Annotated in this window: 22 protein-coding genes; 8 read left to right on the top strand and 14 right to left on the bottom strand. The window is 38.8% G+C overall.

Going from position 1 to position 26,321, the window contains the following annotated elements; translation table 11 throughout:
• The first annotated feature begins 3 nt into the window (after positions 1-3).
• The 3 genes from AC0UA9_RS03865 (at position 4) to AC0UA9_RS03855 (ending at position 2,593) form a co-directional block, all read left to right on the top strand.
• On the top strand, positions 4-135 hold the full coding sequence (locus tag AC0UA9_RS03865; protein WP_475657310.1) for a putative transporter small subunit: 132 nt from the start codon (positions 4-6) through the stop codon (positions 133-135).
• Positions 136-311: 176 nt separating this feature from the next.
• Entirely contained in the window at positions 312-1,535 is a 1,224-nt protein-coding gene (locus tag AC0UA9_RS03860; RefSeq protein WP_475657306.1) for a M24 family metallopeptidase, read from the top strand.
• Between the two features lie 173 nt (positions 1,536-1,708).
• Positions 1,709-2,593, top strand: coding sequence for a mechanosensitive ion channel family protein (locus AC0UA9_RS03855; RefSeq protein WP_475657303.1), 885 nt, complete (start codon positions 1,709-1,711; stop codon positions 2,591-2,593).
• Positions 2,594-2,720: 127 nt separating this feature from the next.
• On the opposite strand, the gene AC0UA9_RS03850 is transcribed toward AC0UA9_RS03855, so the two are convergent.
• From AC0UA9_RS03850 to rimK, 3 genes are read right to left on the bottom strand one after another with little or no spacing between them, the layout of a single operon-like run.
• Positions 2,721-3,149: an ATP-dependent zinc protease family protein gene (locus AC0UA9_RS03850; protein WP_475657300.1), complete on the bottom strand. Its 429-nt coding sequence runs from the start codon at positions 3,147-3,149 to the stop codon at positions 2,721-2,723.
• A gap of 8 nt (positions 3,150-3,157) precedes the next feature.
• Entirely contained in the window at positions 3,158-4,183 is a 1,026-nt protein-coding gene (locus AC0UA9_RS03845) for a succinylglutamate desuccinylase/aspartoacylase family protein (protein WP_475657574.1), read from the bottom strand.
• Between the two features lie 11 nt (positions 4,184-4,194).
• Complete coding sequence (gene rimK / locus AC0UA9_RS03840; protein WP_475657297.1) at positions 4,195-5,100, bottom strand: 30S ribosomal protein S6--L-glutamate ligase; 906 nt, start codon at positions 5,098-5,100, stop codon at positions 4,195-4,197.
• Positions 5,101-5,271: 171 nt separating this feature from the next.
• Between rimK and AC0UA9_RS03835 the strand changes: the two genes are divergently transcribed.
• On the top strand, positions 5,272-6,120 hold the full coding sequence (locus AC0UA9_RS03835) for a LysR family transcriptional regulator (RefSeq protein ID WP_475657293.1): 849 nt from the start codon (positions 5,272-5,274) through the stop codon (positions 6,118-6,120).
• Between the two features lie 120 nt (positions 6,121-6,240).
• Here AC0UA9_RS03835 and AC0UA9_RS03830 read toward each other — a convergent pair whose 3' ends face one another.
• The 4 genes from AC0UA9_RS03830 to AC0UA9_RS03815 form a co-directional block, all read right to left on the bottom strand.
• Positions 6,241-6,489 carry a hypothetical protein gene (locus AC0UA9_RS03830; protein ID WP_475657289.1) on the bottom strand — a complete coding sequence of 83 codons (249 nt, stop codon included), beginning with the start codon at positions 6,487-6,489 and terminating at the stop codon, positions 6,241-6,243.
• A gap of 63 nt (positions 6,490-6,552) precedes the next feature.
• The gene (locus AC0UA9_RS03825) at positions 6,553-6,825 is read right to left on the bottom strand and encodes a hypothetical protein (protein WP_475657287.1); all 273 of its coding nucleotides are present in this window, start codon (positions 6,823-6,825) and stop codon (positions 6,553-6,555) included.
• Between the two features lie 343 nt (positions 6,826-7,168).
• Positions 7,169-8,131 (bottom strand): zinc transporter ZntB, encoded by a 963-nt coding sequence (locus AC0UA9_RS03820; RefSeq protein ID WP_475657285.1) that lies wholly within the window; start codon positions 8,129-8,131, stop codon positions 7,169-7,171.
• Between the two features lie 54 nt (positions 8,132-8,185).
• The gene (locus AC0UA9_RS03815; protein ID WP_475657283.1) at positions 8,186-9,532 is read right to left on the bottom strand and encodes a magnesium transporter; all 1,347 of its coding nucleotides are present in this window, start codon (positions 9,530-9,532) and stop codon (positions 8,186-8,188) included.
• Positions 9,533-9,667: 135 nt separating this feature from the next.
• Here AC0UA9_RS03815 and AC0UA9_RS03810 point away from each other — a divergent pair, with 135 nt between their 5' ends.
• Positions 9,668-9,886 carry a DUF1353 domain-containing protein gene (locus AC0UA9_RS03810; RefSeq protein WP_475657281.1) on the top strand — a complete coding sequence of 73 codons (219 nt, stop codon included), beginning with the start codon at positions 9,668-9,670 and terminating at the stop codon, positions 9,884-9,886.
• A 203-nt stretch (positions 9,887-10,089) separates the two neighbouring features.
• On the opposite strand, the gene AC0UA9_RS03805 is transcribed toward AC0UA9_RS03810, so the two are convergent.
• The 7 genes from AC0UA9_RS03805 to AC0UA9_RS03775 all read right to left on the bottom strand — a co-directional run bounded on the left by AC0UA9_RS03805 (position 10,090) and on the right by AC0UA9_RS03775 (position 19,586).
• Positions 10,090-11,085, bottom strand: a complete 996-nt coding sequence (locus tag AC0UA9_RS03805; RefSeq protein WP_475657279.1) for an SMP-30/gluconolactonase/LRE family protein — start codon at positions 11,083-11,085, stop codon at positions 10,090-10,092.
• A 68-nt stretch (positions 11,086-11,153) separates the two neighbouring features.
• Positions 11,154-13,790 (bottom strand): family 20 glycosylhydrolase, encoded by a 2,637-nt coding sequence (locus AC0UA9_RS03800; protein WP_475657276.1) that lies wholly within the window; start codon positions 13,788-13,790, stop codon positions 11,154-11,156.
• 137 nt (positions 13,791-13,927) lie between these two features.
• Positions 13,928-15,340: a sodium:solute symporter family protein gene (locus AC0UA9_RS03795; protein WP_475657272.1), complete on the bottom strand. Its 1,413-nt coding sequence runs from the start codon at positions 15,338-15,340 to the stop codon at positions 13,928-13,930.
• A gap of 59 nt (positions 15,341-15,399) precedes the next feature.
• Positions 15,400-15,795 carry a RidA family protein gene (locus AC0UA9_RS03790; RefSeq protein WP_475657268.1) on the bottom strand — a complete coding sequence of 132 codons (396 nt, stop codon included), beginning with the start codon at positions 15,793-15,795 and terminating at the stop codon, positions 15,400-15,402.
• Between the two features lie 55 nt (positions 15,796-15,850).
• The gene (locus AC0UA9_RS03785; protein WP_475657265.1) at positions 15,851-17,338 is read right to left on the bottom strand and encodes an N-acyl-D-amino-acid deacylase family protein; all 1,488 of its coding nucleotides are present in this window, start codon (positions 17,336-17,338) and stop codon (positions 15,851-15,853) included.
• 3 nt (positions 17,339-17,341) lie between these two features.
• Entirely contained in the window at positions 17,342-18,211 is an 870-nt protein-coding gene (locus AC0UA9_RS03780; RefSeq protein WP_475657261.1) for a MurR/RpiR family transcriptional regulator, read from the bottom strand.
• Between the two features lie 58 nt (positions 18,212-18,269).
• Positions 18,270-19,586 (bottom strand): alanine racemase, encoded by a 1,317-nt coding sequence (locus AC0UA9_RS03775; protein ID WP_475657256.1) that lies wholly within the window; start codon positions 19,584-19,586, stop codon positions 18,270-18,272.
• Positions 19,587-20,166: 580 nt separating this feature from the next.
• Between AC0UA9_RS03775 and AC0UA9_RS03770 the strand changes: the two genes are divergently transcribed.
• The 3 genes from AC0UA9_RS03770 to AC0UA9_RS03760 all read left to right on the top strand — a co-directional run bounded on the left by AC0UA9_RS03770 (position 20,167) and on the right by AC0UA9_RS03760 (position 26,311).
• Positions 20,167-23,511, top strand: a complete 3,345-nt coding sequence (locus tag AC0UA9_RS03770) for a TonB-dependent receptor (RefSeq protein WP_475657252.1) — start codon at positions 20,167-20,169, stop codon at positions 23,509-23,511.
• Positions 23,512-23,711: 200 nt separating this feature from the next.
• The gene (locus AC0UA9_RS03765) at positions 23,712-25,238 is read left to right on the top strand and encodes a tryptophan halogenase family protein (RefSeq protein ID WP_475657248.1); all 1,527 of its coding nucleotides are present in this window, start codon (positions 23,712-23,714) and stop codon (positions 25,236-25,238) included.
• Between the two features lie 44 nt (positions 25,239-25,282).
• Positions 25,283-26,311 (top strand): cupin-like domain-containing protein, encoded by a 1,029-nt coding sequence (locus tag AC0UA9_RS03760; protein WP_475657245.1) that lies wholly within the window; start codon positions 25,283-25,285, stop codon positions 26,309-26,311.
• Positions 26,312-26,321: the final 10 nt, after the last annotated feature.

Below are 26,321 nucleotides of genomic sequence, written 5' to 3'. Positions count from 1 at the left end.
ATTATGTCTACTACCTTACTTACCATTTATGTATTAATTTGGCCTGTGATTGCCAGTGGCGTGTTTATTATTTTACTTGGATGCCTTATTAAAGATATTAAAAAAGCAAAACAAAAAGGTAAAAGTTTAGTATAAAATAAACACAGTATACCGTAATAAGGGCAGGCGTAAGCTTGCCCTTTTTGGTTGGGCTTAGCCAGTAAATAAAGCTAGCGCTAAAACGTTACCTATAAGCGCTAAGGTGTCGATTGTACAAGCACAAAAGCTTTGATATTATGCTTGGCATATTGTATACCATTATGGCGTAACTTATGACGATTGGCGTTGGCGGCTCTACTATGGAAGTTGAGCTTAATAAATTATCTGACATGACGTTAGATGTAACTGCAATTAGCAAAACAGAATTTCAAGCGCGAATAACCAAGGCACAACAATTAATGCAAGAGCAGGGTGTGTCTGCTTTATATTTAGACGCAGGGACCAACTTGTACTATTTTACCGGCTTAAACTGGTATAAATCAGAGCGTATGGTAGGGGCTATTTTACCCGCAACCGGCGAGTTAGAATATATTGCCCCGCATTTTGAACAAGGTTCATTACAAGACAATATGCTTATTCAAGGCAACTATAATGGCTGGCATGAGGACGAAAGCCCGTATACATTATTTGCTAATATTTTAAGCAAGCTCGGTATTACCCAAGGTAAAGTTGCTGTTGATGAGTCAACCGCTTTTTTTATTTTTGACGGTTTACGCAAAGCAGCGCCTGGTGTCAACTTTACTAATGGCGCTGATATAAGTGCGCCATGTCGTCAAATTAAATCAATGGCTGAAATTGCTTTATTGCAACAAGCTAAACGGATGACATTGGAAGTACATAAAGCGGCTGCACGCATTCTACGCCCTGGTATTAGCACAGTTGAGGTTACACACTTTATTAATGAAGCCCATAAGCGGGTGGGGGCGTCTGGCTCTTCTTTTTGCATTGTGCTCTTTGGTTTAGCCACCTCATTTCCACATGGTGTTAAAGACCCGCAGATATTGGCCAACAATGACTGGGTATTAATTGATACGGGCTGCTTATTACATGGTTATAACGCCGATATAACCAGAACCTATGCTTATGGCGAACCTAGCAAAGAACAGCGACTTGCATGGCAAGTAGAAAAAGATGCTCAAATGGCTGCGTTTACAGCCGCACAGTTGGGCGCAACTTGTGGCGATGTTGATGCTGCAGCTCGTGCGGTTATTGCCAACCATGGATATGGGCCAGATTACGAATTACCTGGGTTACCCCATAGAACAGGCCATGGCTGTGGTTTAGACATTCACGAATGGCCTTACTTATTACGTGGTGAGCAAACCCTATTGGCCACAGGTATGGTTTTTAGTAATGAGCCAATGTTAGTTGTACCTAATAAGTTTGGTATTCGTTTAGAAGACCATTTTTATATGGCAGAGCAAGGGCCAGTATGGTTTACCCAGCCATCTTATTCTCTTGATGACCCATTTGGTGTGGATGAAAACTCTCATTAACGCGACGCTTTTTATGAATCTAAAAGGGGTGAAATACTTATTATATTATTGCACTTAAGTCTGTTTATTTTATTACTTGCAATAAGGTAGAATGACACGGTAAAACACAATACAGCGTGTACTCTACCTACTATTGCTACTTTATGACACGTTAAGGCACCTTATATATTATTATGAATGAGTTTTTTTCTAAAATAGACCTAACAGCATTACACACACTTATATTCGACAATAAATTCTTTTTTACTTTAGTACTTTTTTTAACGATTTTTTTGTTAAAAAAACTGCTTATTAAATCAATTAAATATAAGTCTAAAAGTGATAAAAGCGATAAAAAAATAAAAATTAATATGGTAAACAATACTTTTACCTTACTAATGATTGTTGTGCTTTTTAATGTTTGGGCAGATGAAATTCAAAAGTTTGCTTTTTCTATTGCTGCTTTTATTGTGGCCATTGTCTTAGCCACAAGAGAATTTATACAGTGCTTTATTGGTTTTATTTACCTGATGTCTAGTCGGCCTTTTCGCATAGGTGACTGGATACAAGTAGGTAATTATTTTGGTGAAGTTCACTCTACTGACTGGGCAAAGTTAACCTTGCTAGAGGTCAATAAAGATGATTACCAATATACGGGAAAAACACTCTATTTACCCAATAGCTTATTGATTAGCTCGGTTATAAAAAACTTAAACTTTTTAAAACGTTATGCTATGCATCACTTTACTATTGTGCGTGATGCCAGTGTTAACCCTTTTGAATTTCTTGGGCAATTATACGAAAAAGCCAACTTATACTGCGATGATTTTAGGGATGTTGCTATTCGTTATAACCAACTGATTGAAAGTCGTCTTGAGATTAATATTGCGGGCCCAGAGCCACATATTCAAATAGCCACTTCAGAAATTGGTGATACTGAAATACTTTTTACTATTTTTTGCCCCACAGAGCAGGCACTTGAAATAGAGCAAAAACTAACGCAAGACTTTATGCACTTGTGGTTTGAACAAAAGAAGATGGCGTCAATCAGTAATCAACAATCAATAATTACCAGTTAGCAGTGAATAAAAATAGCCAGCTTTATATTGCTGGCTTTGTCACAAATAACGCTTCGCCACGTTGATAAACTCACGGCAACTATACTTTAAGAGTAAATAAAAGTGGCAAGTAGGTAAAGTGTATTAGTTACGAGTTAACAAACACTTTTGAGGGGTCAACCAAAAAACGTTTGCCAATCGCTTCTCTGCCAAAGAGCATTAGGTAGCTCATGTCAGAGCGGTCAGTTAACGTTATTTCAATTGGCCACGTGTCTTCGCCAAGTACCACGGTTGTTTCTATTACATAACGTTGTTCAACCGTTCCATTAGACGACTTTACTTTTCTTATATCACTAATTGGCGCAGTACAGTTAACAATACTGTTGACGTTATGAACGTCAGGGTGAATGTCGAATGTTACATGAGGTTTTTTATTTTTAACCGTTTTCGATATGTTATCAACATGTAACGACGAGGTTTTTGCTCCTGTATCAACTCTAACTTCTAACCCACTAATAGCTAGGTCAGGTAAAGCTATCAACTCTAAGCGGCCAATAATTGTTTTACTTTTACTCATCTTGTGCCTTAATTTATGCCATTGTTGTCGGGTAATAATAACTCGTGCACTGTTTCAATTTGTTCAGCAATATCTTCATCGTCTTCACTAAAGTAGGCAATGTGGAACATAGCTTCACCTTCTTGTACTAAGGGGATATTTTGTTTGCCAATTAATATACCTGAACGTGTCGCTTTAACGGTATCGATCACTTGGCCATAAGGGCTGCCAATTTCGGCTAACACCTGGCCTTTAGTGACTTGGTCACCCAAATTCACTAAATTATGTACAATACCACTGGCGTTCGCTCTAACCCATTGGCTGCCATTGGCAATAAAAGGCGCGACCTTTTTCTTTTTAGCGGTAGACTTTCTAGTCATGTTTAAATGCTGTAGCACATTCAGGATCCCTTTCATACCTGCGCGTATTGAAAACTCATCAAACCGGAGAGCTTCACCGGCCTCATACAAGAGTATTTTTGTTTTGTTCTTCACCGCTGACTCACGTAATGACCCATCAACTAAAGTAGAGTTGAGTATTACCGGCACGCCAAACACTTCTGCAAGCTCTTTGGTGGTAGCATCAGACATGTCAGCGCGTATTTGCGGTAAATTAGATCGGTGAATAGCGCCTGTGTGTAAATCTATACCGTAGTCACAATGTTTAACAATTTCATTTAAGAATATATACGCGACCCTGCCAGCTAAAGAGCCTTTGGCTGAGCCTGGAAAACAACGGTTAAGATCACGTCTGTCTGGCATGTAACGGCTCTGGTTTACCACACCGTAAACATTCACCATAGGCACGGCAATAACAGTACCTCGTGTTATTTTAAATTTATTTTGACGAATTAAACGGCGTATTATTTCAATACCATTTAATTCATCGCCATGAACTGCAGCACTAATAAATAGGGTAGGCCCTGGCTTTTTAGCGCGTATAATATGTACCGGCAAAGAAACCTTGGCGTCGGTATATAATTTAGCGACCGGCAATTCAATTTTTTTTTGCTCGCCTGGTAATATGTCAAATTCACCGATGGTGAGTTTTTCCATGATCATAATGGTTAACCTTTGCCGCGTGTTTTTGTTTTGTTTGGTTTAGCGTTTTTTTCTAAAAACTCAAATACCATACCTGCAATGTTTTTACCTGTTGCTTTTTCAATGCCTTCTAACCCAGGTGATGAGTTCACTTCCATAACCATGGGGCCATTTTGAGAGCGTAATAAGTCGACACCGCATAAATTTAAGCCCATTACTTTGGCGGCATTAATGGCTGTTTCTCGCTCTGCTTTTGACAACTTAACTACTTCTGCACTACCACCGCGGTGGAGGTTTGAGCGAAACTCGCCTTCTGCGCCTTGTCGTTTCATTGCTGCAACAACTTTACCGCCAATAACTAAACAACGAATATCAGCGCCACCGGCTTCTTTAATAAACTCTTGCACTAAAATATTGGCTTTTAAGCCCATAAATGCTTCTATTATTGCTTCTGCGGCTTTTGCAGTGTCGGCTAGTACAACACCAATACCTTGCGTGCCTTCTAAAAGCTTTATAACCACGGGCGCGCCACCCACATTTTTAATTAAGTCTTTAATATTGTCTGGCTTGCAGGCAAAACCTGTGCGCGGCAGCCCAACGCCTTTACGTGATAATAATTGTAAAGAGCGTAACTTGTCGCGCGAGCGGCTAATGGCAACCGACTCATTAATATTAAAAGTGCCCATCATTTCAAATTGTCGTGCAACAGCGGTGCCGTAAAAGGTTACCGAAGCGCCAATACGTGGAATAATAGCGTCATACTTTGGTAACTCTTTGCCATGGTAACGTACTGTTGAATGGCTGCTGGTAATATCCATATAACAATGTAATGTATCAATAATATCAACTTGGTGGCCCATCGCTTCACCGGCTTCTTTTAGGCGTCGGGTTGAGTACAATTTTGAGTTTCTTGATAATATCGCTATTTTCATAATATAAACCTTGGTTTATCACTTATTCTAATTAAAAAGTGATGTAATCATTGTAGCGCAGTGTATAGTCAGGTTGTTAAGTATTAAAGTTCTATATTTTGATGGGTTTGATTAAAAAAAATGATTAGATGCAGTGTGTAAAATAAAAGTTAATGGTATACGGTATTAAAAATGAAAATTGAATTATTAAGAACATTTCTTGAAGTAAGTCGCACATTGCACTTTAGAATTGCATCAGAGAACTTATTTATTACTCAATCAGCGGTTAGTGCGCGAATAAAGTTATTGGAAGATGATTTAGGCGTACTGTTATTTGATCGTAGCCAAAAACATTTAAAAATTACGTCAGAAGGCCATAGGTTAATTAAACATGCCAATGAGTTGTTATTTATGTGGCAAAAAGCGAAACAAGATGTGGGCATGGCTGAAAATGATGCTCAGCAACTTGTCATTGGCTCTATGATGTCAATATGGGATATAGTATTGCAAGACTGGTTGAAAAAAATTCACCGTAATATGGATGATATGAGCCTACTAACCAACACTTATTCGCCGATTGAGCTGCGTAAAAGTGTGCTGAGCCGGGTTATTGATATTGCATTCTTGTTTGAGCCACCGTTTGTTGAAGACCTTATTACCGAAAAAGTGGCTACAGTGCCACTGCATTTAGTGACGACAGAGCCTAATTTTACTGGTGAAACTACTGCATTAGATAACTACATTATGGTGGATTATGGCGATGCTATTAATGCGCAATACCGGCGAGACTTTCAAGACGCGACACCGGCAAAACACTATATGAGCCAGCCAAGAATTGCGTTAAATTTTTTATTAGACGCAGGTGGTAGTGCTTATTTGCCACGGCAAATGGCGTTTGAGTATTTAGCAAATAAACAATTGTATGTGGTAGAGTCGGCGCCGGTTTATTCACGAGAAATATTTGCAGCTTATCTTGCTAAAAGTCAAAAAGCCGCGATTATTGAACAAACACTGCAATTGTTTCCGTACGTGAAAATATAACTAGGTGAAAAAGTAGTTAATGAGCGCTTAATATTGCTTAAAAAAAGACTCAAATTAAATAGCCCACTTAGATAAATGAGCTAAGTAATTTGAGTCAATAAACATGTTAATAGTTAACGTTTACCCTTCAATGGGTAAGGTTGTAATGCGTTTATAAGCGCTATTGTCTAACTCTTCATTAATGCATGCTAATAAATACAGTGGCAAGCTCTCTTGTGCTATTTCTTCTTGTATTGCGTACTCTTGGCATTCAGCAAGCAAGCTTAATAAATAACTTTTTGGGGCTGCTTCTAATGCATCTTCGTTATCTTGGCTGTAAGCCAAGGTACTAAAAAGCGCGAATAACACCAAGGTGAATGTTTTTTTCATGGTTGTATTTTCTCTCTTGTTTAATTGTGCTTTGGCTAAAAGCAATGCTGATACGCATTGCTATTAACTATCCCAGTAATCACTAAAAGAATTATTTTCTTTTTCAAACGCTTTACGTTCGCGAATAGAATCTAATTTCTGCCGAGTTTGGTATTGTTTATTAGCCGCTTTTTTTGTATTGCTTTTAATGGTTTCTTTATTTTTAGAGCTATAGGCAATTTCAAAGCCTGCGATGCCAGTGTCAAAAAATAAATCTTCATCACCTTCTTCTTCAATATCACAATCACTGTCTATGCCAATATCAGCATTTGCTTCTTCATAAGTATTTATGTTCATGACTTACCTTATATAAAGTCAGGTTGTTGTTTAAACAAAATAATGTACTTATATTGATACATTGAAAAGCGAAATATTTTTATCTGTTTAATCAAAAAAATTAATCAAATACGGGTTAGGAATAAAATTTATAATGGCTATATGCTAATAGCACTTAAATATACGTGCAGCAAGATGCGGAATTAAAGGAAGTGATGAGTGAGGCTGAGCAGACAAAGCCAATATTTATTCGGGTATGAAGGCCGGAGAAAATATTGGCTCAAAAGAGATAGTTTAGAGGGAACTCAGGGTGTTAATGGGTAATTAATTGCAGGTTTTTATTAAAAATAAAGCTGAGTTTATACTAAAACCACTTTTTCTTTTTGAAAAGCCATACTTGTAATATTACCAGTGCTATTAGTATTAAAATAAATATACCAAAAGCGCTAGTGTTGTCTGCGCCGGGGATGCCGCCAACGTTTATGCCTAGTAGCCCGGTTAAAAATCCCAAAGGCAGAAATATTGCGGCAACAACAGATAAAACAAACATACGGTTGTTCATTTGCTCTGTTAAACTATTGTTTATCTCTTCCTGACACACAATGGCTCGGTCTTTGATTGAGTCTAGGTCTTCAATGTAGCGGGTTAGGTGATCAGAGGTTTCGCGTAACTGTATTTTTTCTTCATTTGAAAGCAGAGTGATTTTATCGCTGACCAACTGGCTCATTGCTTCTCTTTGCGGTGATAAATAACGTCTCAAAGATATTATTTGTCGGCGTAAGTCAGCTAAGTCATTACGTAAATCATAGCTACTTAACATTAAAGAGTTCTCTTCTATGTCTGATACTTTTTCTTCTATCTCGTAAAGGGTTTGGCCCATTCTTGCGATTAAATTTTCGGTGATCAGGGTGATAAACTGCGCAGCCGTTTTGGGCCCACAGCCGTTATGAAAGTCTGTTGCTATGTCTTTAGTGGAAAGTAGGGTGCGATATCGGGTGCTGATTATATTGTCTTTCGTAAACCAAATGCGAATAGAAACCATGTCTTGCGGGTCACTATTGGGGGCTAAGTTTACCCCCCTTAATGATAACAGCACACCGTTATTGAACAGGGTCGCTCGAGGGCGTGTTTCATCGTTGAGTAGGGCATTAATAACAACAGGGTTTAATTGTGATTGTTGCTCTAGCCATTGCTTAGTATTTGCTTGGGTATAGTCAAAATGTAACCAATATGGGCGATTAGTGTCTAACGTATGTAGCGACGAAATAGTGTCGTCTTGGCTTTGTTGGTTAAAATAATAACCATAAATAAACTCAGCTTGACTCATAATTACCTCAATAGTTGTACTGTAAATACTGTTTGTTATTAGCACTCGTTAATTTTATAACAGCAATAATGTACCAACCCCTAAAAATGCGATAAAACCAAATATGTCGGTAACGGTTGTTAGTATTACCGCGCCTGACAGGGCAGGGTCAATATTCAACTTTGTTAATATCCATGGTACCCATACACCCGACAGTGAAGCAACAAGTATATTGCCTAAAATAGCGATACATATGGTCATTGATAACATCGGGTTGGCAAACCAATAATAGGTAATAATGCCAATCACTGTCGCCCAAAGTATGCCGTTTATTGCGCCTACTTTAAGCTCTTTTATTACAATAGCGTGCCGGTTGGCGTCGCTGATCTGCCCTAAAGCTAAGCCTCTAATAATTAAGGTTAACGTTTGGCTTCCTGATATGCCTCCCATGGACGCAACAACAGGCATTAATACCGCTAATGCCACAACTTGTTGTAATGTCGCTTCAAAAAGCCCAATAAACCACGACGCTAAAAATGCCGTGACTAAATTAATCCCTAACCAAATACCGCGGTTTTTACTACTTAACCAAATGCTTGAGAATAAATCTTCTGCTTCACTTAAACCCGCAGAATGGATTAAGTGATTATCAGTTTGTTGCTCTTTGTATCGATAGGCGGTGTGTAAATCTAAATGCCCGGTTAAACAGCCGTTTTCGTCAACAACAGGTAGGGCTAGTTGGTCACTAAGAATAACAGCTTCTGCTGCTTCGTCCATATTTTTGGTGGCTTCTAACGGCATACACGTTTGGTAATTAACATCGGTTAATGGCATGTCATCATTTAAAAAGAGCAGTTTGTTAACAGGTATTTCACCTATTAATACTGATTTATTATCGATAATATAGATCACGTCGTTTGCGCTATTTTTGTCTTTAGCGCAAATTTTCTTAGCGGCTAATACTTTTAGCTTTGCCAATACTTTATTTTCATTAAAGCTTTGCCAACGTCCTACTTCATCTTCGGTGTAATCTTGCGATTTTTTAAAATGTTCTCGTTGTTTTTCTGTCATTTTAGAAATCGCATATTCAATAAAGCGATCACTTAAATGTTCAGTGAGCTCAAGTAAACTATTGGCGTCTAACTTGTCAAATAAGGGCAAGGAGGCATCATCATCAAGTGCATTTAATAACATTTGCCTCGATTCATTTTTCATTTCTAAAAAAATGTCTTGTTGGTACTCGCTACCAAATTCTTGCCAAAGCGCCAAACGCGGGGCTATTGGAAAAGCTTCCAATAAAATAGCAGCATGCTCGGGCAAGAGTTCAGCTTCAATATCTAAGGCAATAATATTAATAGGCATTTCATTAGTGAAAAGCTCATCTACTTTTTCAATGTACTCAGGTAATAACTCTAATGACATTACATTTCCTAATAGGGCGGGTGTTTAATAAAAACTTTGGATTAAGCTAAGTTAAATTTTGCGTTTTAGTTTAATTAACCTTTCGCGATAGAATCAACTTATCATATTATTAATAAAGTAAAAAACGTGATGGACATGCCAAAGTTACAGCCTTTTGCAATTAAAACACAACACTTTTCATTATATGCCAAGTTATGGCGATTACTTTTTAGAAAAAGGCAATGGCAACTACTAGAAGACTGGCATTATGTTTTACCTAACAACAGAGTTGTTATTCCACAAGGCTTTGTTTTTGATGGTAGCTCTTATCCGTCATTGGTGTGGCTATTTTTTCACCAACAGGGTTGTTATTAATTGCTGTTAATTGATTACTTTATGTGGCTCATTTGTACTAGTTTTGGCTGGAATAATTGGCTCAGCTTTCAGGGTGAAAAAGCCACGGAATTGTTTCCTGTTGCACTGAAAGACAATAGATAGATGAGATTGTGATACGTTTGCTTGGCATATAACAAAAAAGCCTGTAGCTTTTTAATAACAGGCTTGTACGTTAATATAGGCTACTCAATGAAGAAGGATTCAATAGCGCCACGTTTTTGCATAGTAACAAAAACTTGCTTACCATTTTCGCCGCCAAAGGCAACATTGGTTGGAAATTGCCCTTTAAGCTTTATTTCACGTAATAACTTACCTTGGGGAGAAACAACGGCAATAACGCCTTTGCCGTAACGGGCTATATATAAATTTCCTTGTAGGTCTGCTCTCATACCGTCTAAACCATGGTCAGAAAAATTAATTAGTAATTGTTTATTGCTGATATTACCCTTGCTGTCTAATTGATACTGCCAAACATTACGCTGCACACTTTCGTTAACATACAAAATATTGTTGTCTGGGCTTAGCGCAATACCATTGGTTGTACCCATACCGCTTTCTAATAATACGACTTGGCGATCATGCCCTATGCGCCATAAATTACCGTCATTAGCAGCCCAGTTTGGATCGCTCGCAAAAATAATACCTTGGTGGTTTATAGCAATATCGTTAGGTTGATTCATTAAAGAAGAATGCGCGTAAACATTAACATTATTTGTAAACTCTGCCGCAAATTCTGCCCTTAAGTGAGGGGCTAGCTCAGTATTTAACTCTAATGCTGCTTCGCTAGTATTATTATCGCTTACGTTAAAAGCTAATTGTTTTGATAGCGACTGGTTGTTAATCATTAAAATATTATGATTAACATAGTCGGCAATATACATATTCCCTTGCTGGTCAAAACGTATGCCATTACCAATTGAGTTGTTAGGTAATAAGGTAAGTAAGGAAACTTCATTTTGCCCTGTTACGCGCCCAATAGTACCGTTTTGTTTATAGTTAACTACATAAAGGTTACCATCTGCTCCAACTGCAGGGCCTTCTACTCCCTGAGTAAATGTATTGTCTGTTACCCAGTCTACACTCTGATATACAGCTTGTTGGTGGTGCGAGTCAATTATAATGGCACTACAGCCAGCTAAAAAACAAGTAGCTATAGCCGTTGGTAATAATTTTTTCATAATAAAACTTCTCTGCTTAAGGTAAAATTAGCACCTAGTAGGAAAATAGAGGCTTACTTTAGTAATAGTTAATATAAGTTTTTGTTATTTTGGCAAATAGCCAGTAGTTGTTGCAATGGTTTAATAGCAGCAAGCACAATCTCTTGCTGCTTGTTTTGTAATGTGTTTAGTTGCCGTATAAGTTTATCTGCTGGGTTTACTGGATTTTTAGCCTGTAAATGTTGTTGAGTTAAAGGACTTTGAGCTTCACACAGGTTAATAACATTATTTGCGAGTTTGTTTAATGTGTTTAGTTCAGTGGCTAAGCCGACTAAGCCGCTAAAACCACGGTTCTTAGCTATAAATTTGTTAAGTTGTTTTTCAGTATCTTGCCATGACTTTAATATACTTTTAATATCGGAGAAAGCAGTATTGTCTTCTGCTGTGTATGTGTTGATTAACTTATTAAGTTTTATAAGTGCATAACTTTCTACAGGGAGAAAATCAACTAAGCTATTCAACGGAGCTAGTTGGTGGTATTTATTTTGTTGATACTTTATATGATGGCGAGTGTAATAATGTGCTGGCTCAATTAATTCGGTTAAGCGCATTAACAGATTCATATTTTGTTTTGTACTGGCTTCACCAAGATACGCTGACAGGCCATTTAACATTTGTTTGTTGTGTTTTAGGCCGATAATATTGTCTGAATACTTGTCTATAAAAAATAAACGTTGGTACATATTATCAATACTGGTTAATTGTTGCGCTGACCAAAGTCGCTCAGCGATAACAAACAGGCGTGGCCAGGTACGTAGGTCAATATTATTTTTTGTGACTATTTCACCCCAAAGAGTTGCCTCTGCCCCTAATATATTATGTACTTGTTTGGCAGTAACATGGTTTACAGGCGCTAACTTGGGGGCGCCTTTGTCACTTGCTGTTGATACGGTTTTGTTTTTTACAATGAGAGGGTAATAAGCATTACCGATAAATACACGGCTATTAGCCGTGTTGGTTGATAAGATTTCTGGTAGTGTTTCTGCTTGTTTTAAGTTCAACTCAAATTTTAGCGGCCCCATCCAACTGTCTGTTGAAAACACTAAGGTGTTGCTAGCGTGCGTTTGGGCCGCGTTTTCTGTTGTGGTAGATTTTAACAAGTTAACCTTTTGAAAAGCCTTATTATTGAGTTGTAAATACCCCGTTGAATAGGGTGTTTTTTGGCTGTTTTTATTGGTTGTTAAAATAAAAGTGCCAGTCACATTTGTCCCTTTCAACCTTGGAATGCTTAATTGCCAAATATGAAGAATATCGTTTTTGTTAAATAGGGTAGTTGTAGGCTTTTTTTGCTCGGAAATTGCTTGATAAAACTCAATGCTTGACATTGGATCGTTGCGATAATGGTATGCGCTATATTGGGGTTGATCAATATAAAACCCTGTTGATAATATCCCTTGATAACCATAGCTTGTAAACTGGCTTAGTGATGCTAAACCGCGCCAAGACTGAATAACAATATCTTTGGGTAAATCGGGGTGATAAATCTCGTCCCAACCCATCATTTTACGCTGATGTTTTGCCAATATTTCTTGTGCTTTAACATTAAAGAAATGTTGTATGTCATTGCTTGTTTGCAGGTTTTTTTCTTGCATTAATTGCTTAATGTTGTCGTTGTTAAGCCATTGTTTAGGATTAACTTCATCACCGCCAATATGCAGGTAATTGTCAGGAAACAATGTGGTAATTTCAGCAACTATGGCGTCGATAAATTGATACGTTTTTTCATTACTTATATCAAGTACAGGTTCAAATACACCCCAGTGTCTTTCCATAGTATAGTTTTTTTGTTCTGTTAATAACGCTGGGTAGGCAACTGCAATTGCAGAAGCATGACCGGGTATGTCAAATTCAGGAACCACGCGAATACCTAACAGGCTGGCATAAGCGACAAGATCTTTTATTTCTTGCTGGGTGTAGTATAAGTTATCTGCAGCAAGTTGATGCAACTTAGGGTAGCGTTTTGACTCTATTCTCCAACCTTGGTCATCAGTTAAGTGCCAATGCAAAACGTTAAGTTTAGCGGCAGCCATACCATTAAGTTGGCGTTTAATATCGTGCAAGGGGATAAAGTGGCGAACACTGTCAATTAATAAACCGCGCCATTTAAACCTAGGATTATCCGTAATTTTTAACTGAGGTAACAGTAGTGTTGGCAATGTCTGTTGCACTGGCTTTTGAAGGGCAATGTCAGCATTACTGTGTGTGTGATCAACAGCAGAAATTAGCTGTACTAAGGTGGTGAGTGCGTGTATAGCACCAAAATCACTGTTTGCTTCAATAAAAACAGCTGTGTGATTGATGTTTAATTGGTAACTTTCATCGTCACCTAACCTGGGTAACTTGTAGTTTTGCTTAAACGGGTTATGGCTAGCGTCGTCAATTAAGCTATCAGTACCGACAATAACGAGAATGTCGGCTTGACTTATGCGCTGCACGGTATTTAAGTGGCTAAAGTTAAGGTGAGTTAATTGTTTAAGTTGCTTTTGTAAGCGTGTTACTGTTGCTTGTTGTCTTTCATTACTCATGCCTTCAATATAAATATTGAGTTTTGGCTTTAACTGATAATAGCCAGTAGTTACGCTTATACTTTGCGGACAGGGCATTAGTTGAAGTAAGCAAGTATCATTAACCGCTTTAGCTGCTATGCCAAAAGAGGGGAGTACCAAGCACAGCCCCGAAAAGAGAGGTTTAATTACCAATTTATATAACACGACTATTTACCTTAATTATTTGTAATAATGTATTTATTATTGCTTAACCATTAACCATTAACCATTAACCATTAACCATTAACCATTAACCATTAACCATTAACACTGACTCTTAACAATTTCGGCCCTTGAGTAAGAAAGGTTACAACAACGCCAGCTAAAGCAGCGCTAATAACAGCCGGTATAATTGAATTGCCTAAATAATCTAGCCAAGGTGGGTAACTACTAACGGCTAAAGCGGTGAACATACCAACTAATAAGCTTGCCATTGCTCCTTGCCAAGTAAAAGCAGGCCATAAACGGCCTAACAAACCGCAAACACACATACCAGACATTAGCACTGCTATCATTTGTGTAATGTAGCTAATAATATTGTTAGAGATAAGTGCCAGCAGTAAAGCAATACCAATGGTGAGTATTAAGCCCAGTCTAGACAATTTAACTACTTTATTTGGCGTGGGTGGTTTTTTGAAAACTACACGGTAAATATCGGTTAATAAAATACTCACACCTGCTATCGCATCAGAGCTTGCGCTTGATAAGGTTGCTGAGATCCCGGCAATAATAATTAATACCCCTAAAGCAACAGGCATTACTGTTAAGGCGATATGAGGAAAGGCAAAGGCTGGGTTGACTAGATCATTGGTTATAGCGTAAGCACTCATACCAATAATGGCTGGAATAATTGAGAAGGCTAAATAAAGCCCACCAGAATATAAAAATGACTTTCTAATACCGGCAACATTTTTACCTGAATATATGCGCTGGCGAAAAGAAGGTGTTGCTAAAACACCGACTAAAATTGCTAAAGCTAATGAAATGGCAGGTAATATGCCAAGGTTATCTAAGGCAAAAAAACTGATGTTTTCTAACGGTTGTGCGGCCAACATAGTGTCCCAACCACCGACATAGTCCATCGAAAAATAGGCCATTAAAATAAAGCCGATAAATAGAATTAATGCTTGAATTGAGTCGGTCCATACCACAGCGGTATAGCCACCAATAACGACATAAATGGTAAAGCTTAAGGCGATAATCAATTTTGCCCACGTAATTTCAAGCCCTGTTAGCCAAGATAAATATAAGCCACCACCAATTATATGTGCGCCCAACCAGCCAATGCTTGCGCCATAAATAATAAATGCTAAGGTATTTTTGACATAAGGATTATCATCAACATAATAAGCAAGCTCTTCGCTCATGGTGGTAAATTTTAAATGCCTTACGGGCGCAAAAATCCAGGCTAATAATAAAACACCAATAGAACCACCAACGCCGTATAAAGCGCCAGCCCAACCATTGTTATAGGCAAAACCTACTGCGCCCATAGAAGAGCCAGTACCCACCATGGTTGCAACAGTCGTCCCTAATGATAAAACAAAGGGCACATTGCGCCCTGCAAGCAAAAAGTCATCGCCAGTTTTTTGTTGCCGAGAAACAAACCAGCCAACGGCGATCATCGCCAAAATGTAAAGAATAAAGGCAATAATAAAGAGGTGATTCATGAGCGTTTTATCCTCAAATAAACATTGTTTTTATGCCGGGTGTATTTATACTTTTATGTTTATTGGTTGGCTGGCGCTTTATAGCAACTAACGTCAACTTCCACTTTACAATCTACCACGAGATCGGCCACCATACAGATGCGTGCAGGAGGGTGTGCACCAAAGAATTCTTTAAATACTTTATTAAAGGATTGAAAATAGCGTGCATCGGTTAATACAACAGTTACGTGAACAACATGTTTAAGAGCAAAACCTGCTTCGGACATAATGGCTATACAGTTCTCAATTGCAATACGCGACTGCTCAATAATACCACCTTCAATGACTTCACCTTGGCGCATTGGGGTTTGTCCCGACACTTTTAACCAACCGCCCGCTTCAACGGCACGGGCAAAAGGCAAGTGTTGTCCGCCAGTGCCTTGACCACCTTCAATACCATAACGTGTAATTGTCATTTATTTTCTCCTGTTTTTATTAAAGATTTCATTGCTGTATAAGAGCTTATTTGTTTTATGCATGTTGTAAAAAGGTGCCCGCACCTTGGCTATTAAGAACAAATTTTGCATTGTCGGTCGCTGCTTGGTAGCTTAACTGTCCATTGACCCAAACATGCTCTATGCCTTTAGAAATCGCAAATGGAGTGGAAAAATCAGCCATGTCGGTAATAGTGTCAGCGTTAAAAAGCACGAGGTCTGCATAATAGCCCTCACGGATAAAACCTCGTTCATGTAATTGAAATTCGGTTGCTGAAAGGCCAGTCATTTTGTGGACCGCTTTAGCTAAGCTTAATAATTTTTCGTCGCGACAATAATGGCCTAACATACGCGGAAACGTGCCCCATAAACGTGGGTGTGGATGTGGGTCACAAGGTAAGCCGTCTGAGCCAATCATACTAAAAGGCAGGGTTAAAAACTGACGTACATCGTCTTCGCTCATATTATGATAGACCGCTCCAGCAGGTTGTAATCGTTGTGCGGCAACTTGTAAGGAAACTTGCCATTGTTCGGCTATAGCACTTAAAGTTTGTTTGGCCTTGTCAGGGTGGGGGGCTGACCAAGTGATAAAAATATCAAAGTCTTCAGTGACTTGTTGTAAATCTAAGGTGCTAGAGCTGGCGTGGTACGGATAACAGTCACAACTAATTTTTTGGTGCTTTTGTTGTGTTGTTATATGTTTAGTGATCTCATTTGCACGACCCCAATTGTTTTTTCCAGCGCACTTTAAGTGAGAAATAACCACAGGTACTTCGCTTTGTTTTGCTACTAAAAAAGCTTCATCTAAAGCATCAATAATGCCGTCAAATTCCGTTCTAATGTGGGTACAATAAATTGCGTTAAAACTTTTAAGTTCTTTCACTAATGCGCTTACTTCAGCTTTTGAAGCCATTTGAGCATTTTTGTAAGCAAGCCCTGTGCTTAGGCCCTTAGCACCGTGAACCAAGGCAAGTTTTAATAGCTTAACCATACTTTTTATTTCAGCGTCAGTTGCTGGCCGTGCTAGGTTATCCATTACTTGCGCCCGTAAACTCGTATGGCCAACTAACGCAGCGGCGTTAATGCTAGGGCGCACCTTATTAAACTGGTTAATATATTGCTGTAAGGTCGAGTATGAAAACTCATTATTTTTACCTAGCAAGTTAATTGGGTCAGGGGGAAGGTTAGTTGAATGATAAGGGCTACCACTAATACCACAGTTACCAATGACAACGCTGGTAACACCTTGGCTAATTTTGTTAAGCATTTGTGGGTTACGCAGCAGTTCTAAGTCATCATGGGTATGTACGTCGATAAATCCTGGTGCTAATGACAGTCCTGTCGCATCAACCACTTTTTTAGATTTTTGTGATTTTAAGTCACCAATAGCAACAATTTTATCGTCTTTAATAGCAATATCTTGCACTGATGCAGCCTTACCACTTCCGTCGAAAACGTGACTGTTGATAATTAAAAAATCGACTTCTTCAGTTTTATTGTTAAGTGTTGCTGCATCATTATTCACGTATTAGTCTCCAAGTGGCAAGCGGTTGGGTTGAGGGGGAACTTGATTTTCTTCTCTATGTGTATCCAGTTGCACTTTCAAACGGCGTAATTTCTCTCGAGATTTTCTTTGATTAGTAATTGCTAATTCGCTCGACAAAATATCGATGGCCGCTAACATGACATACCTAGCGGCACTGGGTTTAAAAATATAATCACTTTCTTGTGTTTTAATGGGTAAATGAAAGTGTGCAAATTCAGCAATCTTACTATCAGGACATATTGCAACAATGGTTGCGCCATATTCTTTTGCAATAGTAGCGGCGCTATAAACGTCAGGGCTAATGCCACTGAGCGACAAGCAAATAACCACATCACCTTTATCAACCGTTGCTGCTGTCATTCTCATCATCATCGGATCCGCATGTGCATTACTATGGATGCCTAGGCGAAAAAAACGATTTTGGCATTCACTTGCCATTAAACTACTACCGCCACCAACACCAAACACTAAACAATGTTTTGCTGCACAAATCTTTGCACTTGCTGCTTGGACAACGTCATCTTTGATCAAACCTGAGTTCAGAGACAAAATATCGTGAATAGACTGGTAAACGTGTGAAATGTCATGCTTATCAACAGTATCTTCATTCGTAAAACGTTCGCCTACGGCAGCAGACTGTGCAATTTTTAACTTAAAATCTCGAACATTGGCGCATTTTAAGGTTTTTGCTAAACGGGTTATGGTTGCATGACTCACTTGTGCCTTTTCAGCTAATTCATTAATGGCTGAAGTGGCGGCAAAATTTAAATCACTTAAAATAAATCGCGCAACTTTCTCTTCTGACGGGCTAAAATGTCCTAAGCCCTCTTTTATACTGTTAACAATATCCATTAGTTCTGCTCTGTGGTAGTAATGTGGCGTTAATGAAATTTAATAATGAAAGCTCTTTTTAAAAAAATGTTTCCATGGTTTTAGTGACAATAAAATTGTCGTTGATCAAACCAATATAACGCCATTTATCAATGGTTAAGCAGGGGTGTGAAGTTGAAAAACAAACTAAATCACCCGGTTGTGGCGAGGTGTTTTGATCAAAAGTCATCATGCAATGTTGATCCATTATATTGGTTACTTTGCTACTGCCTTGAATTTTAGTGGGTTTTTCTGTGCCAGGACGATAGATATATTCAGGTGTAGGTAAACCTGCATCAAAAGCAACATCTCTTTTGCCTAACCCTATTATGGCAAGCCCTGACTCAGGCACTGAATGAATATACGCCCACAATGACAAACTAGAAATAAGATCGCCTGAAATATCGCAGGCTAATTGACTGCGGTTAAGAATATTATTTTGTGCTGTTTGGTAAATACCCGTATCGTGTATTAAATAGCAACCAGGACGAATAATGGCAGTATAATTAATCTGTAGTAATACATTGTCTGTCGTCAACGCTTTAGCAACAACATCATACCAAGCAGAGCCAGCACCGGTAATAATAATATTATCTGTGTCAAACTTGTTTGCGATATGCATCTTACTTATTAAAGCGTTAACACTTGAAATAAAGCTTTGAATTTTTTCTTCTGCAGCTGCTCCATGAATAACGCCTTCATAAAAGCTGATTCCGCATAAAGATAAACAGGGATACTGTGCGATAGTAGCTAACAGCGGTGTAATATTTTCGGTGTCACGCCAACCACATCTGCCTTGTGCTACGCCTATTTCTATCAGAAGGTTTAACTGAATATCTCTGGTAGAAAAATATTTACCGAGGGCGTGAATATTTTCTAATGAGTCAACAAAGCAATAAAATTCGGTGGAGGTTGTTGCTAATAAATCAGCAATTATTTGCATGTGATATAAACCCACCAGTTGGTTAGCTAATATAATACGTTCAACACCATGATTAGCCGCATTAATCACTTGTGGAACGGTTGCTAAACTTATGCCCCAGCAGCCATGATTTAATTGCACTTGAAATAGTTCAGGTGCCATAGATGTTTTGCCATGTGGCGCAAGCTTTACCGCCGACTTGTCACTAAATTCTTGCATCCATTTAGCATTGTTGATTAAGTGAGCTTCATTAATAACAGCGATAGGGAAACTCACTTCCTCAGCAAGTAAATTCCATCCGGTATTTTTTAATGTAGCTAAACAGCCACTACCTTTTTCAAAGGAGGCTTGTTCTGTCGTAATTTTAATAGTGCTAGAAGTTGTTGCTTTCTTAGTCTTCATATTATCAATATTTGCTGTTGGATTAACCGGCATCAAATCACCTAGTTTATTGCGTAAAATAAATTAGCTTTCGCTCAATCGTTGCTGTTACAACTATTTTTAAAAGCACATAATTATAAATAGTTGTTGATTTAGTATGCATACTAATGTTAAAAAGTAACAAGTTCAATATATTTCTTTTGTTAGTTTATAACTTTGATGGAATGACAAATGACCATAATTGCGCTTAAAGTGAGGGATTAGTAAGGATATAGAGGCTATACAGGATGAAAACTCACGTTTGATAACCATCTAATAACAGATTAATGGTTAGCTGATGTTTGTTTGCCAGTAAATTTTTTATATGTTGTTAATGTAGGGTAAATATTACAGAGGAGGTAAACTTGTTTTTGCAAAAGTTATGTTCTAATGTTAACCATTAATGACAACGCTGTCAGTATTTTTGATAACGCTGTCATAATGCGGGTAATTGGGGGGAGGAGTAAAAAAACGCAGTTAGCATAAACGCCACACTAAGACATTAACGCAAAATACTGAAAACAAGATACAACATTAAAAGAACATATTAATACCGATAAAACCAAAATTATAAAAGTAAAAAGAGGGTTAAAACATGTCTAATCAATTTCAAAAAAAACGTTTAGTAATGGCAATATCAGCCGCTATTTCGTGTTCTCTACCTGCATTAGCAATAGCACAACAAGTAGAAACTCAAATAAAGCAAGAGCAAGCAATACCAGCGGTTAATGAAGCCGAAACGACAGAAGATGCAACGGAAGTTATTGAAGTCCGTGGTATGCGACAAAGTATACAAAGTGCACAATTACTGAAAAAATATGCCGATACAGTCAAAGATGTGATCACTTCAACAGACATTGGTGCATTACCAGACAGCTCGGTAACCGAAGCTCTTCAGCGTGTACCGGGAGTAACGATTGAACGTTTTGCTTCATCAAGTGATCCTAAGCATTATGCTGATGAAGGGACTAGCGTGCTGGTGCGTGGTTTAGATCGCGTGCGCAGTGAAATTAACGGGCGTGATTCTTTTAGTGCTAACCCTTATGGCGGCTTAAGTTATGAAGATTTCCCTGCTGAGTTATTAGGTGCAGTAGAGGTTGTAAAAAATCAAACTGCCGATCTTATATCGGGTGGTATTGCTGGTACGGTTAACTTAGTAACGCGTAAGTCTTTTGACTCAGATGAACGGTTAATATCGGTGAGCGCAGCAGCGAATTATGCTGATTACCGCAAAGAAACAACACCGTCGTTTAGTGCGCTTTTTTCTGATAATTGGGATACTGACTCTGGAAAATTTGGTGTTTTGGTTGCGGCCTCTAAGTCTGAGTTTCAAACACGAGGTGATGGTTTTGGTTTAGGAAACTTTCATAGCCGTGGGCCAGCAGACACCTTTTCGTATGATGAGTGGGGCACACCAAGTCCGGGTATAAACTCAGGGCAATACTCTAACCCTTGCATTCCGGGGGCAACAGACTGGCGCGCTTGTGGAGAAGGTTTTGAAGACACAGTGCAATATACCGATAGCGATCAAGCAAACTATACACCGCCATTTGAAGCTGAAGAGCTTGAAGGGCAACCTGAGGGGACAACATGGTATGCACCAGCTAGTTACACCATGACGTCAGCAGAAAATGATAGAAAACGTCAAGGTTTAACTGCTTCTTTGCAGTGGCAGAGTAATGATGAAAGAATTACAGCAACGTTAGAGCACATCAGCTCAAAAGCGTCTTTAGAGTGGCGAGAGAATGTTATAGCTTCAGGCGACCGCGGCTTCTTACCCTACGCACCTAATGCAATTCAGTGGTTTGATGGGCTCGATGAAAATGATAGCAGCCACCCGTTAACTGTAGATGCTAACGGCTATGTCACCTCAGGTGTTGGGCGTTCAAACCATCCAGAGTTACCACTGCAATTTCGCTCGCGCTACAATTATAACGAAAATACGGTAAAAGATACGTCGTTAAATTTAATACTAAAACCCATAGACCGTGTAACGGTCGCCTTAGATTACCAACGGGTTGATTCAGAACAAATTGTACATAATAATTCATTAACTTCGCGCATTAACGGTAATCAAACCCATGAACACGCGCCATTTTTCTTAGATTTACGTGGCTCTACACCAACACTTGAATTTTTAAACTCAAATACTTCTACGCCACCAGACGTAGCTGCGCCGACAGTAGCAGATGAAGAAAATCCAACGGTATACACGCATCCCATTTTACGCTTAGCGTCAGGTATGCAACAAGAAGAGCACAATGAAGCAACCTCAGACAGTTATAAAGTAGACTTTAAGTACGAGCTTGACGGTGCTTTTACTGCGATAAAAGCAGGACTTTATTATTCCGAAAAAGAGTTAACTGTTCGTGATACGGCTTATGAAGGTTGGCAAGCACTTGGTACACCGTGGAATGCTGAAGCTTCTTATAATGCGTCACCACAAGTTGTTCCTGAGTTGTATGATCGTGTCAGTTTTGCCGACCACTATAATGGCAATACTCTGATAGGCGCTAATAACAGCTTTTTGTTTCCACGTATGGACCTAGCACAAAACTATGGACAAACCTTGCGTGATGGCTGTGGCACATGGAGTGCACAAAATAATGCGATGGATGGTAGTGGTGGTTGTGCTGCGCCATACGCTGATTTAGCTGATCGTTCTTTTAGCCATTTTGCTCCTCGTCATATTAGCTCAAGCAAAACAGAGCGAACTGAGTTTTATGTTCGCGCTGATTTTGACATTGAGCAAAATGATATTTTAATCAAAGGTAACTTTGGCTTGCGTTATGTTGACTACCAGTTGCAATCGACTGGCGGCATTAACTTACCTTCAGCGTCTAGACGCGGTACCAATGAAGAAGACTCGCTTTATCAAGTTATGCAAAATCAATACCCTAGTATATTTGATTTAGCGTCAGGTCAGTCAATCACTAGTACCATAGATGGTACAGATTATTCGACAGTTTTACCGAGCTTAAACCTTAGCTTTGGTTTAACCGATGATTTTGTTGTTAGATTTGGTGCTTCTAAAGGACTTTATTACCCAAGCTTAGTGGATTCAGCTAATAAAATGGTGGTTAGTTTAGATTATCAAGAAATTTATCAAAACCCAGCAGAAGGTAAAGATGAAGAGACGAACCCGACGGTGGATCTAGAGAATATTGAAATTAGTGCGAATGCGCGTAATGCTTTCTTAGAGCCTGAAGAGTCGGTTAACCTTGATTTAACAGCCGAATGGTATTTTGCACCGGTAAGCTCGTTAACTTTTGGTCTATTTCATAAGAAAATGTCAAATATTATTCGTAATAAACAGTTTTCTACAGAACTTGACGTTGATGGTAATACCTACCCTGTGTCAGCTTATGGCCCTGCTAATACAGGTTCAGGTACTATTCGTGGTTTTGAGCTGTCTTACAGCCAGTTTTACGATATGTTGCCAGGGATATGGAGTGGTTTAGGTTTACAACTTAACTATACTTATATTGATCAAAATGGTTTAGAAGACCCTAATACTAATCCCACGACAAAGCTTGAGTTCAACGGTGCTGGTGTACCAATTACCGATAACCGTAACAGTTTCCGTCAGTTTACAGGTTTACCACTGCAAGGTTACTCTGATCAAAACTACAATATTGTTGGTATGTATGAAAAGGATGATGTTTCTGTGCGTATCGCTTATACCTGGCGTTCAGAGTATTTGTTAACCTTACGTGAGTCTGAAGAATTTGTACCTGCTTATTCAAAAGCCCAAGGTATGATGGATGCGAGTTTCTTCTACACGATTAACGACAATGTTAAAATGGGTTTACAAGTGAGTAATGTATTAGGTACGGATACACACACTCAATATCAACAAAATCAGGAAGGAAGATTAACGGATGCATTTTCGTTCACAACAGACCGTCGTTATGCATTAACTGTTCGTGCTACTTTCTAGCAGTAATATCGCAAAAAGTAGAGCCAAACGGATTAATTAATTTGTTTGGATTAATTAATTTGTTTGGATTAATAAGGCAGTGTAGTTTTAATACTACGCTGCTTACTTTATTACTATTGGGTTACAGATAAATAGTGTTATGTCGTTTCAGTATGAAACCATGATGATAAAACCAGATTCACTTAAAGCGGCTATTAAATATGCAAAATTCTATAAAATCACTTTGTATTGTTGGTGGTGGCACAGCAGGTTGGATGGCGGCAACATTACTTTCGAGTGTTTTAAGAGGAAGTAATATTAACATTACAGTAGTCGAGTCGCCTGATATTGCCACCATAGGTGTGGGTGAATCAACCGTGCCGTCAATCATGGACTTTCTACAAGCCTGTCAGATTGATCTTAAAGAATTTATACAAGCAACCTCAGCAACGTTTAAATTGGGTATTCGTTTTGACGACTGGGTAACACCGCAGCAGCATTATTTTCACCCCTTTGGTGCAGTCGGCAAGCCTGTAAATGGTTTTGATTTTTATCAAGTTTGGTTAAAGTCACTTGCTGATGGCCACAACACACGTTGGCTTGACCATTCTCCCGGCGCAATTATGGCTGAAAATGAACGCTTTATGTTACGGCCAAATTTAGCGAACAATAGTGATGCTCAGAACTGGGTATTATCAAGTTATGCGCAAGCGCTTCACTTAGATGCAGTGAAAGTCGCTAGTTATTTACGTGCACTTTGCTTTAAACGCGGAGTGACAAGAATAGAGGCAACCGTAAAAGATGTTGTGTTAGATAAAAACACAGCATTTATCAAAGGCCTGGCATTAGATAATGGTGACATGATAAATAATGACTTTTTTATTGATTGCACAGGCTTTCGCGGCTTGTTAATAGAAAAGTCGATGCAGGTAGGTTTTGATAATTGGTCACATTATTTACCTTGTGATCGCGCTGTGGCCGTTCAAACGGAACAGGTAAGTAGTCCATTACCTTACACAATAGCAACGGCACAGGCGTCTGGTTGGTCTTGGAAAATTCCCCTGCAGCATAGAACAGGTAATGGTTATGTTTTTGCAAGTCAGTTTTGTAGCGATGAAAAGGCAAAAGAAACGTTACTTAATAACATTAGCGGCAAGTTGCTAAATGAACCAAGAGTCATCCCATTTGTTACCGGTAAACGAAAAAAAATACTGCATAATAACTGTTTAGCGTTAGGGCTTGCGGGCGGGTTTTTAGAACCATTAGAGTCTACAGCGATACATTTGGTATATAAAACTTTAGTCCATTTTATAAAATATTTTCCAGACCGTGATTTTAACGCTGATAATGAACAAGCGTTTAATCAAAACATAGATAATGATTACGAAGAAATTCGCGACTTTATTATTTTACATTATTGTACTTCAAAGCGTAATGACAGTGACTTTTGGCGCTGGCGACAAACAATACCAGTACCAGAGTCCTTAAGTGAGAAAATACGTTTATTTCGTGAAAGAGGGCAGCTTGAGCATAAAGCGGGACAGTTTTTCACCCGTGATAGCTGGTGCTCAATTTTAGAGGGAATGAAAGTGCGTCCGAAAAAGTATCATCCCTTACTTGATGCCTTTCATCGTGAAGATTTAGCGAACACCCTAAATAACAATGTTAAAAGTATTCAAACTATAGTACTAAAAATGCCAAACCATGCTGACTATATTCAGGCGCACTGTCGCGCTAACACTAACTAAACATGGTTCATCACACAGGTGTGTAAATAATTACATAAAAATATATGACGTTATATAAAAGTATTCCAGAGTACAACGGCAATGACTCAACGCTAAGTAAAGCGACATTTTTTGAAAAAATTGCGCCTACTCAAAAGCCGGTGGTAATTCGTAACTTTGCTAAACACTGGCCATTAGTCGCGTCTGCTAAAAAGACACCTCAGGATTTTGTGAACCACCTGAATAAGTTTTATACCGGCAAAAAAGCCAATATGGTGGTCGCGCCTCCTGCTGCGAACAAGCGTTTTTATTATAACGATCAGATGACAGACGTAAATTATTTAAGTGGGGAAGAGCGTGTTGATTTATTTTTAGGTCGGCTTTTAGCGTTAATTGACAGAAAGGTTTATCCTGCTATCTCAATGCAAAATGCCCGTATAAATGATATTTTACCAGGATTAACCGAGGAAAATTACTCGGCGCTTTTTCCTAATATAGTGCCACGTTTATGGGTAGGCAATGAGGGAATTGTTAGCGCTCATTATGATGGCTCTGACAATGTTGCTTGTGTAGTCGCGGGACGGAGACGTTTTGTGCTTTTCCCGCCAGAGCAAACGGCTAATCTATATCCTGGATCTCTCAATTTTACGCCAGCAGGCGCGCCGACCAGCTTGGTTGACTTTAACAACCCAGATTTTAAACGCTATCCTTTGTATAAGCTAGCCCTGGCAGAAGCTTACAGTGTAGAGTTAGGTCCAGGTGATGCTATTTTTATTCCCATGCTCTGGTGGCACCATGTTGAGTCATTAGAGAAAGTGAACGCACTGATGAATTACTGGTGGAATGGCTCTTCAGCTCCGGATGCAATGCCGCCTAGCCCAATTGATAGTTTAAATATTGCGTTACTGGCCATGCGCTCGTTAAGCCCAAAACAACGTGATGCGTGGCGGTGTATGTTTGATCACTATTTATTCAGACAAGGTGTTGATCCTAGCGCTTATATTCCTGAACACCAGCAGCATATATTAGGTGAAATGTCGGCTGAGTATATTGATGCGATTAAAACACACTTTGCTAACAAGCTGGGCCAGTAAAGTTAAAGAC

This window comes from Colwellia sp. F1 (assembly GCF_056238625.1).
This window is presented reverse-complemented; position numbering and strand designations above follow the sequence as displayed.